This is a genomic window from Dietzia sp. Cai40, from assembly GCF_014145165.1.
In the GTDB taxonomy this organism is placed as follows: domain Bacteria; phylum Actinomycetota; class Actinomycetes; order Mycobacteriales; family Mycobacteriaceae; genus Dietzia; species Dietzia natronolimnaea.
Genome location: NZ_JAALEB010000414.1, coordinates 1 through 13,100, shown reverse-complemented (window position 1 = coordinate 13,100; position 13,100 = coordinate 1). Strand labels below are relative to the sequence as shown.

Genomic DNA, 13,100 nt, shown 5'->3' with positions numbered 1-13,100 from the left:
GGCCCCCGCCTCGCCCGCGGCCTCCGCCTCCGCGGCGGCCTCCGCGATGGCCCTGCGCCGCTCGTTCTCCTCGAACGGATCCTGCAACGCGGAACGCTGCACCGCGTCGATGCTTCCGGCCAGTGCGCCGGGGAGCTCGGTGCCGGCGTCGGCGGCGGCGTCCTCGAGGAACCCGCCGGCCTCGGCCGAGCCCACCACCACGTCGTTCCAGAACGTCAGCTCGTGCGGGTAGAGCTCTCCGGCCTCCTGGCGCTCGGCCAGGGCGGCGAAGAACCCGCCGGCGAACTGCACGCTGAGGACCGGGAAGATGTACTCGGGGATCGAGAGCGAGCCGAGCCCGATGGTGCCCGACCCGATCGAGCCGGTCGGGTTGACGTAGACGGACCCGGGCAGGCTGCCGGAGGAGGCCACGGAGGCCACCGCGGATCCGCCCGCCGACCCCAGCGCCTCGAGCGGCGCCACCGAGCCCAGGACCTGGCCGACGGACAGCGCGGTGTCCGGCACCACTCCGCTCCCGATGTCCCGCAACCCCTCGGATCCCGCGCCGAAGCCGGGGTTGCCGACCACGATCTCCTCGGGGATCAGGCCGGTCAAGCCGTCGACGCTGCTGTTGCCGGTCTGGGTGGGCACCGAGGAGTCGGAACCCGAGGTCTCCTGGCCGTGCACCACGGCCGGGGTCGCGACCGCCGCCAGGGCGGTCGCGGCGACGACGGCGCCGATGCGCCTGGTCCGGAGTCCGGAACCACGGTTCTGGGGCATCTGTGCTGGCCTCTCGTCATGAGCAGGGCCCTACCGGCCCACGCACGCAAAGCGTACTACTACAGGGCCGATCCGGACTGCCGGGCCGGGCCCCGCCGCGGGGCCGGCCCCTACTGGAGTGCCGAACTCAGTCGCGCGACGTTGTCGACGTACCGCCCCGGCCAGGGACGGCGCTGCCAGGTACCCAGGCCGAGAGGCGTGCTCTCCTCGAGGTAGGCGTCCACCGCGTCGTTCATCTCGGTCAGCGCCTCCCCGCCGAGCACCAGCAGGCTGATCTCGAAGTTCAGGTTGAACGACCGCTGGTCCATGTTGCTCGACCCCACCACACCGCCGTAGTCGTCGATCAACATCATCTTGGTGTGCAGTACCGCCGGCGAGCGGAACCTGTTGATCCGCACCCCGGCCTCGAGGAGTGCACGGTAGTAGGACCGCTGGGCGTGGTGGACCATGAACTGGTCCGCGTGTTCGGGGACGAACAACTCCACGTCGACACCTCTGTAGGACGCGGAGGTGATCGAGTGGAGCAACGCCTCGTCCGGGACGAAGTACGGGCTGACGATCCTGATCCTGTGCTCGGCCTGGCCGATGAGCTGGGTGAACATGCGCAGGTTCGGCTGCGTGCGGTATCCGGGCCCCGAGGGGACGAGCTGGAAGGCGCTGACCGGGTCGCCGGCGGTGGGGTCGCCTCCCGCGCCTCCGGCACCGACCGACGTGCCGCGGGAGAGCTCCTCGAAGGTCTCGATGACCTCACCGCTCTCGGAGTACCAGTCCACCGCGAACACCCCGTTCATCGCCTGGACGATCTCACCCCGGACCTCCATCATGAGGTCCACCCACTCCCGGCCGAGGCGGGTGTTGCGGGGGCTACCGTAGTTCCGGGCGATGAGGTTCTGCGAGCCGATGAACCCGTGGTCGCCGTCGACGATGAGCATCTTGCGGTGGTTGCGCAGGTCGGGCCGGCGGAACCTCCCGACGAACGGGTTGATCGGCAGCATGAGGTGCATCTCGACCGGCGAGTGGCGCAACCTCCGTCGTAGCACCTTGAAGCCCCGGTACCGCAGGGACCCGAGGTGGTCGACCAGCACCCTGACCGTCACCCCCCTCTCCGCCGCCTCGACCGCGGCGGTGAAGAACTCGTCGGTCTCGTCGTCCCAGGACTGGGCGTAGAACTCGATGTGCACGTGGTCCCGGGCGGACCGCACCGCGTCCGTCATCGTGGCGAGCGAGGCCGCGTAGTCCGAGTACAGCCCCACGAACTCGCCGGACATGCACGGGATCGCGGTGAGGTTCCGGTTCATCTCGAGAACCGTCCGCACCCCGGACGGGATCCGCACGCTGTCGGGGACCGTGGGCCACTTCTCCAGCGCCTCCTCGTAGAGCCGGTTGGCCTCGGCCTGGATGACGTGCCGTCGGCCGGTGATGTACGGGTTTCCCAGCAGCAGGAACAGCGGCACGCCGACGATCGGGATGAACAGGATCGCCAGCAACCAGGCCTGAGAGGAGGAGGGCTGCCGATTCTCCGGCACCATGCCCAGGGCGAGGATCTTGATGGCGTACTCGGTGATGAGCAGGGCCGAGGTCACGCCCGCCGGGAACGGGAGGAACGCCAGTCGGTCGACGGCGGGGTTCATGTGGCGGATCGGGACAGGACGGCGCCCCGGGGCAGGGAGCGGGGATCGACGAACCGGCCGTCGGTCATGGTCCAGCGGACCACTCCCGCCAGGGCCCTCTGCGCGTACACCGAGTCGGCGGAACCGAGCTCCCGGGCACCGGGGAGGACGACGAACGCCTCGTCGTCCGCGACGGCGGTGAAGTCGGCCCTCATACCCGTCCGGATCTCCCCCCGGTCCTCGAGACCGACGATCGCGGCCGTCGTCCCGGACATCCAGCCGGCCACGTCCGAGAGATCACACCCCCTCCGGCGTGCTTCCGTCCACACCACCGAGAGACCGAGTCGGGCGGAGGCGATCGCGTCGACGGTGCCGTCGCGGAGGGCGTCCCAGAGGAGTTCGCGCGTGGCGGCGTCCCGGATCGGGGGATCAAGGTCGGCGGCGGCCACGCCCCCGTGGGTGACCTCCGAGACCAGGGCGAGCAGGTGCGGGCTCGTGGAGGCGGTCACGCGCAGCCCCTCGGCCTTGGCCCCCCGCAGCAGCGGCAGCTCCTCGGCGTCGGCGACCGCCCGCAGGTGCAGCCGACCACCGGTCCGGCGACAGACGTCCAGCAGTACCGGGAGGTCCTCGACGCCGGCGTCCGCGGCGAAGAGCCCGCCGCGGCCGGCGACCTCCTCCGCCGCCGCCGCCAGGTCCTCACTGTTCAGGGTGGGGGTTCCCGCCACGCCCTTCCCGTCCGCCACGGCGGAGATCCCGAACACCCCCCGGTCGAGCAACGCGCCGAGCCGTCCGAGGTTGCCGGGCACCGCGGCACCCCACAGGCCCACGTCGACGGACGACTCGCCGGTCACCCCCTCCCGCCACCGGTCCACCTGCTCCGGGTCGGTGGCCGACGGGTCGCCGTTCGTCCCGTAGTCGACCACGGTGGTGATCCCCCCGAGGGCGGCCGAACGGGTGCCCACCGCGACGTCCTCGGTGCTCACGTGCGGGTCCACCAGCCCGGGCATCAGAACGACGTCGTCACCCAGATCGATCGTGTGATCACCCGCCAACCCGATGTCCCGCGCCTCGGACCCGGTCCGCACGGAGGAGATCACGCCGCCGTCCACCGCGACCGCCGCCTGCTGGATACGACCGTCGACCACGGCGCGGCGGGCGTGGATCAGGAGCTCGTACCTGGCCACGGATCGGTCCTCCTACGTCTAGACGGATTTCGGTGACACCCTCGGGCGTCATTGTCCCCCACGGCCGAGGTCTTCCGGGGCAGCGTCGCCGGATAGCGTGGAGGGAGACCGAACTCAGACCAGGAGGGCCCGCCATGACCGACACCCCCACCGGATTCGTCCCCACCGCCGACCTCGTCGACGAGATCGGCGAGGGCGTCCGGAGTTGCGACACCCAGTTCCGCGACCTCGGCGGCCGCACCGAGTTCTTCGGCCCGGTCTCCACGGTCCGGTGCTTCCAGGACAACGCGCTGCTCAAGAGCGTTCTGGGTGAGCCCGGAGAGGGTCGGGTCCTGGTGATCGACGGTGATGCCAGTGTGCACACGGCGCTCGTCGGCGACCTCATCGCGGAACTCGGTCGATCCAACGGCTGGGCCGGCGTGGTGGTCCACGGCGCGATCCGCGACTCCGCGGTGATCGGCACGATGGACTTCGGGTGCAAGGCCCTCGGGACCAACCCCCGCAAGTCGTCCAAGACGGGCGCCGGGGAGCGGGATGTCACCGTGAGTTTCGGCGGGGTCGACTTCGTCCCCGGCGACATGCTCTACGCGGACTCCGACGGGATCGTGGTGCGCTGACCCCGGCGCGCACCCCACGCCGGGGCGTGGCGGCCGACGGGGTCGCCGAGCGGTCAGCGGATCAGGACGCGCCCGCGAAGGTGCCGACCGAGCCGACCGACAGCTCGCCGATCGAGGCCTCCGGCCCGTAACTGCCCAACGACCCGGGCGCGTACGACCCGGTCGAGTTGGGCACGTCGACGGAGAGGACGACGGACCCGGTGTTGATGAGCGTCGTCAGCAGGTTCATCAGCGAGCCTGTGCCGAGGGAGCCGTAGCCCAGACTGCCGAGCGCGTCGATGGTCGCGGGATCGACCGACATGCACCGGGCGCCGTTCATCGTCTGAATCCACACGCAGAACGGGTCCGTCGGCTCCTCGGGCGCCGCCGTCGCCGACCCGGCCCCGGAGAGCAGGGCGGTGGCCATCAGAGCGGACGACGCCGCGGCGAGCAGGGTGGTGCGCATGTCGGGAAACCTCCGGGTAGGCACCCCACCCGGGCGTGGGGCTGTCCTCACGAAGTGTAACGGGTATCACACCGTCCGCGACCGGCGCCCCGGACGGGTCATGCCTCGCGTCTGATCCACCGCAGGAGCGGGCCGAGGGAGACCCGGTCGGTGAGATCCAGCCCGCCCAGCTCGAGCATCGACTGCTCCTCCGGGGTGAGATCCGGTTTGCGGCGCAGTGCCGCCAGCGCGGTCTTGATCCCCAGCCGCTGCCGGAACCCGAGTTGGTCGGGGGTCACCACGCCGCGCAACTGGAACAGCTTGAGGTCCCGGAGCTGGTCGGCGGAGAACTCGCTCGACATCAGGTCGATCCGGGCGTCGTCGGTGACCGGGGTGGGGCCCACCATGACGACGGCGACCCGGCGACCGGCCTCCACGAGCGCCTCCCAGTTGTCCTTGATGAACCCCGAGCCGCCCAGACCGCCACCCGGACGCATGCCCGTCACCAGGACCACCGTCCCGGCCACCACGAGCTCGGCGGGATCCACGGCGTCGTGGTGGGAGCTGCGGGCGTCGAACTCCTCCGCCACCCAGTCCGCGTAGCGGCGGGCCCCCGGGTCGTCGTCGTGCAGCACCACCGGGGCCGGCACGGCGCCGGACGTCATCTCGTTCACTGAGGCCTCCCCTGCCCGTCACGGGCGACCACGCGGGCCGCGCGGCCACCGAACGCCACCACGTCGCCGTCGGCCAGTCCGCGACCGCGCCGCACGTCGACCTCCCCGTTGACGCTGACCGCGCCCGCCGCGACGGCGTCCTTGGCCTCCGCCCCCGAATCGAGCAGCGAGGCCAGCTTGAGGAACTGGCCGAGCGTGAGCTTGCTGCCCAGATCACATTCGACGTCGTCCACTGGTGGACCGGCCGGCGGTGTCACCCGCGCGGCCCGTCCGCGTCCTGCGATATGGCGGCTCATACCGCCGAGCCTATCGGCCCCGTCGTCAGGGGGCGGGACCAGAGGGTGGGGCCTGCTCCTCCGGTGGCACCGCACGACCACGCCTCGTGACCAGTGCCAGACCCATCCCGCCGGCGATGAGGACCGCGGCGGCCAGGCCCAGCGCGACGGTCTGCACCCCGGAGATGCCCAGGGAGGACGAGTCCGGGCCGTCCCCGGCGTCCGGCGAGTCCCCCTCCACCGGGAGCGGGGGGAGTTCGCTGAGCACCGGGAGATCGGTCACCTCGACCCTCGCCCCGGAGCCGGTCCCCTGTGCGGAGGCCGCGGGCCCACCGATCATCGCGACCGACAGCCACAGCGCGACCACGAGCGCCACGACCAGGCCGACGAACACGGCACCGGACACGGCGGCAGGGCGACGGCGGACCATGTATGCCTTCCGTGACGGCGGCCGGGGTGGCCTGGATCGAATTGCCTCACATCTTAGGTTCTATTAAGGCGAAACGATACCCCGCCGTGCTCCCCCGGGCGCGCGTCCCCCGGTCAGCGCTGTGCGACGTCCGTGGGTCGAACGGGCGACGGGAGGGCCGTCTCCCCCATGAGGAAGCGGTCGACCGAGGCCGCGGCGGCGCGCCCCTCGGCGATCGCCCACACGATCAGGGACTGGCCACGTCCCATGTCCCCGGCGACGAACACACCGTCGACGTTGGTGGCGTACGTGTCGTCCCTGTCGACGTTGCCCCGGTCGCTGAAGTCCACGCCCAGGTCGGAGCACAATCCGGTCTTCTGCGCGCCCGTGAACCCCATGGCCAGCAGGACCAGGTCCGCCGGGTACTCGAAGTCGGTGCCGGGCACCGGCTCGAAGCGCCCGTCGACCATCTTGACCTCGGAACCCTTGAGCGCTGTCACATGGCCGCCCTCGCCGAGGAACTCGGCGGTGGAGACGCTGTAGACCCGCTCGCCGTTCTCCTCGTGCGCAGACGCCGTGCGGAACATCAGCGGGTACACGGGCCACGGGGTCGAGGCGGCACGGGTGGCGGGCGGCCTGGGCATGATCTCGAAGCTCTTGACCGACTTCGCACCCTGGCGGGTGGCCGTTCCCAGGCAGTCGGCGCCGGTGTCGCCGCCGCCGATGATGATCACGTGCTTATCCCGCGCGTGGATCTCCGGCAGGCCGTCGGAGTCCACCACCGGGTCACCGACCGCGGCCTTGTTGGCCAGCGGCAGGTAGTCCATCGCCTGGTGGATCCCGTCGAGTTCGCGACCCGGGACCGGGAGGTCCCGTCGCATGGTGGCGCCGCCGCAGAGGACGACCGCGTCGAACTCGCCGCGCAGCTGTGAGGCGGTGATGTCCTTGCCCACGTTGACGCCGGCGCGGAACACCGTGCCCTCCGCCTCCATCTGGGCGAGGCGCCGGTCGATGATCTCCTTCTCCATCTTGAACTCGGGGATCCCGTAGCGCATCAGACCACCGATACGGTCATCGCGCTCGAAGACCGTCACCGAGTGCCCGGCGCGGGTGAGCTGCTGCGCGGCCGCCAACCCCGCCGGGCCGGAACCCACGACCGCCACCGACTGGCCGGTGCGGAACGAGGGGATCACCGGATCCATGGGACCGTCCTCCCATGCCTTCTCGGCGATCTCCACCTCGATCTGCTTGATCGTCACCGCCGGCTGGTTGATGCCCAGGACGCAGGAGCCCTCACACGGGGCCGGGCAGAGCCGCCCCGTGAACTCGGGGAAGTTGTTGGTGGCGTGCAGACGATCCACCGCCGCGTCCCACCGCCCGCGGTGCACGAGGTCGTTCCACTCCGGGATGATGTTGCCGAGCGGGCAACCCTGGTGACAGAACGGGATGCCGCAGCCCATGCAGCGACTGGCCTGGGTCTTCAGGTCGTCCTCCGGGAGGGTGGTCGACTCGTAGACCTCCTTCCAGTCCATGATCCGCAGATCCACCGGACGACGCTCGGGGAGCTCCCGTTCGGTGTGCTTGAGAAAGCCCTTCGGGTCAGCCATTTGCGGCCTCCATGATCGCCTCGTCCACGTTGCGTCCGTCCTTCTCCGCCTGCTCGATGGCGAGCAGCACGCGCTTGTAGTCGCGCGGCATGATCTTGACGAAGTGATTCACGTTCTGCGCCCAACCGGACAGGATCTCCCGCGCCCGGGTCGAATCGGTCTCGGCGGCGTGCCGCTCGACGATCCGGTGCAGGAACTCGACGTCCTCCGTCAGCAGTTCCTCGATCTCGACGAGCTCGTCGTTGAGGTTCACGGGCAGCTGCCCGTCCGGGTCGTAGAAGTACGCGACACCGCCCGACATGCCGGCGGCCACGTTGCGCCCGGTCGACCCGAGCACCACGACCTGACCACCCGTCATGTACTCGCACGCGTGGTCACCCACGCCCTCGACCACAGCGGTGACGCCGGAGTTGCGGACGCAGAAGCGCTCGCCCACCATTCCCCGCAGGTAGATCTCACCGCTGGTCGCGCCGTAACAGATCACGTTCCCGGCGATGATGTTGTCCTCCGCCACGAAGTCCGGGGCCGCGTCCAGGGCGGGCCGGACCACGATCCGACCACCCGACAGTCCCTTGCCCACGTAGTCGTTGGCGTCACCGAAGACACGCTGGGTCACGCCGGCGGCGAGGAACGCCCCGAACGAGTTGCCCGCCGAACCGGTGAAGGTGAGGTCGATGGACCCGTCCGGCAGGCCTGCGGCCCCGTACGCCTTGGAGATCTCGTGGCTGAGCATGGTGCCGACCGAGCGGTTGACGTTGCAGATCGGGTACCGACCGGTGGCCGGGCCGGACGACGGGTCGACGAGCACCGAACGGAAGTCCTCGATGAGCGTGCGGTCGAGCACTCCCTCCAGCTTGTGGTCCTGCTGCTTGGTGCAGCGCAGGTCCTGGTGCATGAAGGGCGAGTCCGCCTGGGCGAAGACCGGCTCGAGGTCCAGCTTGGCCGCCCGCTTGTTGTGGGCGAACGCACGGGACTTGTCGAGGCACTCGGAGTGTCCGATCGCCTCGTCGAGGGACCGGAAGCCCAGCTCGGCGAGGTACTCGCGGACCTCCTGCGCGACGAACTCCATGAAGTTCACCACGTACTCGGCCTTGCCGTTGAACCGCTCGCGCAGCACCGGGTTCTGGGTGGCCACACCCACCGGGCAGGTGTCGAGGTGGCAGACGCGCATCATGACACAGCCGGCCACGACGAGCGGCGCGGTGGCGAACCCGAACTCCTCGCCACCGAGCAGCGCCGCCACGATCACGTCGCGCCCCGTCTTGAGCTGCCCGTCGACCTGGACGACGATGCGGTCGCGGAGCCCGTTGACCAGCAGCGTCTGCTGGGTCTCGGCCAGGCCCAGCTCCCACGGTCCACCGGCGTGCTTGAGCGAGGTCAGCGGCGAGGCACCCGTGCCACCGTCGTGGCCCGAGATCAGCACCACGTCGGCGTGTGTCTTGGACACGCCCGTCGCGACGGTTCCCACGCCCTGCTCGGCGACGAGCTTGACGTGGATCCGAGCCTCGGGGTTGGCGTTCTTCAAGTCATAGATGAGCTGCGCCAGGTCCTCGATCGAGTAGATGTCGTGGTGCGGCGGGGGCGAGATCAACCCGACGCCCGGCGTGGAACCACGGACCTCGGCCACCCAGGGGTACACCTTGCCCGGCGGCAGCTGGCCGCCCTCGCCCGGCTTGGCGCCCTGGGCCATCTTGATCTGGATGTCGGTGCAGTTGGCCAGGTAGTTGCTGGTCACACCGAACCGGCCGGAGGCGACCTGCTTGATGGCCGACCGGCGCCAGTCCCCGTTGGGGTCGGGGCTGAACCTGGCGATGGACTCGCCGCCCTCACCCGAGTTGGACCGGGCGTGCAGGCGGTTCATCGCGATCGCGAGGGTCTCGTGCGCCTCCGCGGAGATGGAGCCGTAGCTCATCGCCCCGGTGGAGAACCGCTTGACGATCTCCGACACCGGCTCGACCTCGTCGATCGACACCGGCGGGCGGGTGCTCTTGAGCTCGAAAAGACCGCGCAGCGTGGCGAGACGCTCCGACTGGTCGTCGACGAGCCGCGAGTACTCCTTGAAGATCTCGTATCGGCCGGACCGCGTGGAGTGCTGGAGCTTGAACACCGTGTCCGGGTTGAACAGGTGGTACTCGCCCTCGCGCCGCCACTGGTACTCGCCACCGATCTCGAGCTCGCGGTGGGCGGCCTCCTCGGGACGCGGCAGGAAGGCGAAGCGGTGCCGACGGGCCACGTCCTCGGCGATCTCGTCGAGGCCGATCCCGTCGATCGGGCTGACCGAGCCGGTGAAGTACTCGTCGCACAGTTCCTGCGACAACCCGGTGATGTCGAACAGCTGGGCGCCGGTGTAGGAGGCGAGCGTGGAGATGCCCATCTTGGACATCACCTTGAGCACGCCCTTGGCGGCCGCCTTGCGGTAGTTGGCGCAGGCCTCGACCGTGTCGATCCCGGCGAGGTCGCCCGTCTTGACGAGCTCGTCGATCGACTCGAAGGCCATGTAGGGGTTGATGGCGTTGGCTCCGTAGCCGAACAGCACCGCCATGTGGTGCACCTCGCGGGCGTCGCCCGACTCCACCACGAGGCTGACCCGGGTGCGGGTCTTCTCGCGGACGAGGTGGTGATGCACGGCGGAGGTCAACAGCAGCGACGGGATGGGCGCGTTGCGCTCGTCGGACTCACGGTCCGAGAGCACGATGACGGCGGCACCGTCCTCGATCGCGTCCGAGACCTCGCGCCGGATGCGGTCCAGCGCGATGCGCAGGCCCCGCCCGCCGTGGGCGACGTTGTACAGACCGCGGACGGTCACCGCGCGAAGCGCCGGGCGGGAGTCCCCCGCCGCCCGCAGCGTGGCGAGCTCGGAGTTGCCCAGGATCGGGTTGTCGAGCTTGATCTGCCGACAGGAGTCCGGGCCGGGGTTGATGAGGTCGCCCTCGGGACCGAGCGTCACCCCGTAGCTCGTGACGAGCTCTTCGCGGATGGCGTCGAGCGGCGGGTTGGTGACCTGCGCGAACCGCTGGGCGAAGTAGTCGAACAGCATCCGGGCCCGCTGGGACAGCACGGGAAGCGGGGTGTCGGTACCCATCGACCCGGTCGCCTCTGCGCCGACACCGGCCATCGGGGAGACGAGGATGCGGAGCTCCTCCTCGGTGTAGCCGAAGACCCGCTGCCGCAGCACCACGCGCTCGTGGCTCATGATCTCCTGGCTGACCTGGGGGAGGTCGCCGAGTCGGACCATGCCCTCGTCGAGCCACTGCTGGTAGGGGTGCTCGGCGGCGAGCTGCTCCTTGATCTCCTGGTCGTCGATGATCCGCCCCGCGGCGGTGTCGACCAGGAACATGCGGCCGGGCCGCAGGCGGGTCTTGGTGACCACCTTGTCCTGCGGGATGTCCAGGACGCCGACCTCGGAGGCCATGACGACGAGACCGTCGTCGGTGACCCAGATCCGCGAGGGGCGCAGGCCGTTGCGGTCGAGAACCGCTCCGATCACGGTGCCGTCGGTGAAGGTGATCGACGCCGGACCGTCCCAGGCCTCCATGAGCGAGGCGTGGTACTCGTAGAACGCCCGCTTGGCGGGGTCCATGGTCTCGTGACGCTCCCAGGCCTCGGGCACCATCATGAGCACGGCGTGCGGAAGAGTGCGGCCGGCGAGGGTCAGCAGCTCGAGCGCCTCGTCGAACCGCGCGGTGTCCGATCCACCGGGGGTGCAGATGGGCAGGGCCGCCGACAGGTCCTCGATGTGCTCGCTCGACATGAGCGACTCACGGGCCCGCATCCAGTTCTCGTTGCCGCGGGCGGTGTTGATCTCCCCGTTGTGCGCGACGTAGCGGAACGGATGCGCGAGCGGCCAGGCCGGGAAGGTGTTGGTGGAGAAGCGGGAGTGGACGATGCCCAGGGCGGACTCCACGCGCTCGTCCTGCAGGTCGAGGTAGAACTCGAGGAGCTGCTTCTCCGTGAGCATGCCCTTGTAGACGAAGGTCCGGGGGCTCAGTGACGGGAAGTACACGGTCTCCGAGCCCAGGTCGCCCTTGCCGGGCCCCTTGGATCCGAGCTCGTGCTCGCACCGCTTGCGGACCACGAAGCACTTGCGCTCGAGTGCGAGCTCGGTGAGCAGGGCGCCGTCGGCACCCGCGGCCTTGACGAAGATCTGGTGGATGGTCGGCTGGGCGTCGCGGGAGATCGCGCCGACCGTCGAGTCGTCGACCGGGACCTCACGCCATCCGATGACAGTGACGCCCTGCTCGGCGGCGATCCTCTCCACCAGGCGCTTGGCGTCCATCGCCAGCATCCGTGACTGGGGGAGAAAGCAGAGGCCGGTCGCGTACGCACCGGCCTCGGGCAGTTCCAGGTCCTGCTCCTCGCGCATCACCTCGCGGAAGAACCGGTCCGGTACCTGGATCATCAGACCCGTGCCGTCACCGGTGTTCGCCTCGGCGCCGACAGCGCCCCGGTGCTCGAGGTTGACGAGCGCGGCGATCGCCTTCTCGACGATGTCCCGGGACTGACGTCCGTACATGTCCACGACGAACGCGACACCACAGGAATCGTGTTCATATTCAGGGCGGTACAGGCCTCTGGGGCCGGGAGTCGTCATCATCTGCTCGCCTTCGTTTGTCGACGGGCGGACTCCGTGGTGGCTGGAGCACCCGCACTCAGATCACCGTGGTGCTCTGGCCCGCAAATAATATGGGGAAAAGGGGGTAGCCGCACAATTGGGTTTCGTCAATCGACGCGGACTGACGTGGGACACGGATTCCACCCTGTGAGATTTCTCTCAGGTCACGGGCTCTCTCGCTCCCGAAATGGCAACTGCCCCGCTCCGAGTGGACCACTCGGAGCGGGGCAGTTGGGGTGTCAGATCACCGGATGAACGGCAACGGGGGCAGGGTGACGCCGTCCGGCAGCGCCACCTCGTAGTCGCCGAGCGAACCCGTGGTGACGATGGCCGCGTTGGCGGTGACCGCGACCCCACCCTGGGCGCCCGGTTCACCACCGCGACCGTTGGGGGTGACCGGCCCCGGAGCCGGCGGCGCCTCGGGAACCGCGACCGGCGCGGGGGGCGCGACGGGCATCCCGGGCAGGGGCGGCAGGGCCAGTCCGAGATCCATGACGGACTGCCCGATCATCGGTGCGGCGGCGATCGAGCCGCCGATGAGGACCACCGGGAGCAGGATCGGAACCGAACCGGCCACCGACGCGGCCGTCGAACCCAACGGGGCGAGTGACGCGGTCAGGGACCCGATCGGGGCGAGAGACCCCTCCACCGAACCCGGCTCCAGGGACCCCATCGGGAGCGAGCCCTCCAACGAACCGTCGTCGAGCGACCCGGGCTCGAGGGAGCCCTCGAGGGAGCCGTCCAACGACCCGGCCTCGGACCCCGCCGAGAGCGGGGCGAGCGACCCGGGCTCCAGCGAGCCCTCGAGGGAGCCGTCCAACGACCCGGCCTCGGATCCCGCCGACAGCGGAGCGAGCGACCCGGCGACCGACGCGACGGGAAGGGCCAGCGACCCCTCGAGGGAGCCCTCATCCGACCCGGACTCCGAC

Annotated in this window: 10 protein-coding genes and 1 pseudogene; 1 reads left to right on the top strand and 10 read right to left on the bottom strand. The window is 70.1% G+C overall.

The window, feature by feature from the left end:
- The 3 genes from G6022_RS14695 to G6022_RS14685 all read right to left on the bottom strand — a co-directional run.
- Positions 1 to 759: hypothetical protein (locus G6022_RS14695; protein ID WP_182691857.1), on the bottom strand; the 759-nt coding region annotated here is incomplete at its 3' end.
- Positions 760 to 869: 110 nt separating this feature from the next.
- Positions 870 to 2,390, bottom strand: a complete 1,521-nt coding sequence (locus G6022_RS14690) for a phospholipase D-like domain-containing protein (protein ID WP_182639709.1) — start codon at positions 2,388 to 2,390, stop codon at positions 870 to 872.
- Entirely contained in the window at positions 2,387 to 3,553 is a 1,167-nt protein-coding gene (locus G6022_RS14685) for an amidohydrolase family protein (protein WP_182691855.1), read from the bottom strand. The genes G6022_RS14690 and G6022_RS14685 overlap by 4 nt, the downstream gene beginning before the upstream one ends.
- 134 nt (positions 3,554 to 3,687) lie before the next feature.
- Between G6022_RS14685 and rraA the strand changes: the two genes are divergently transcribed.
- Positions 3,688 to 4,170, top strand: coding sequence for a ribonuclease E activity regulator RraA (gene rraA / locus G6022_RS14680; protein WP_179524199.1), 483 nt, complete (start codon positions 3,688 to 3,690; stop codon positions 4,168 to 4,170).
- Positions 4,171 to 4,231: 61 nt separating this feature from the next.
- Here the strand turns inward: rraA and G6022_RS14675 are convergent, their stop codons facing one another.
- The 7 genes and pseudogenes from G6022_RS14675 to G6022_RS14645 form a co-directional block, all read right to left on the bottom strand.
- Complete coding sequence (locus tag G6022_RS14675) at positions 4,232 to 4,615, bottom strand: hypothetical protein (RefSeq protein ID WP_182609885.1); 384 nt, start codon at positions 4,613 to 4,615, stop codon at positions 4,232 to 4,234.
- Between the two features lie 98 nt (positions 4,616 to 4,713).
- Entirely contained in the window at positions 4,714 to 5,259 is a 546-nt protein-coding gene (locus G6022_RS14670) for a hypothetical protein (RefSeq protein ID WP_182609893.1), read from the bottom strand.
- Between the two features lie 5 nt (positions 5,260 to 5,264).
- Entirely contained in the window at positions 5,265 to 5,501 is a 237-nt protein-coding gene (locus G6022_RS14665) for an RNA-binding S4 domain-containing protein (RefSeq protein WP_182609886.1), read from the bottom strand.
- 88 nt (positions 5,502 to 5,589) lie between these two features.
- The gene (locus G6022_RS14660; protein ID WP_182609887.1) at positions 5,590 to 5,973 is read right to left on the bottom strand and encodes a hypothetical protein; all 384 of its coding nucleotides are present in this window, start codon (positions 5,971 to 5,973) and stop codon (positions 5,590 to 5,592) included.
- Positions 5,974 to 6,086: 113 nt separating this feature from the next.
- The gene (locus G6022_RS14655) at positions 6,087 to 7,559 is read right to left on the bottom strand and encodes a glutamate synthase subunit beta (RefSeq protein ID WP_182609888.1); all 1,473 of its coding nucleotides are present in this window, start codon (positions 7,557 to 7,559) and stop codon (positions 6,087 to 6,089) included.
- A complete protein-coding gene (gene gltB / locus G6022_RS14650) occupies positions 7,552 to 12,153 on the bottom strand; it encodes a glutamate synthase large subunit (protein WP_182639105.1) in 4,602 nt (1,533 codons plus the stop codon). The genes G6022_RS14655 and gltB overlap by 8 nt, the downstream gene beginning before the upstream one ends.
- A 262-nt stretch (positions 12,154 to 12,415) precedes the next feature.
- Positions 12,416 to 13,100, bottom strand: a pseudogene (locus G6022_RS14645) (hypothetical protein); the annotation flags it as partial.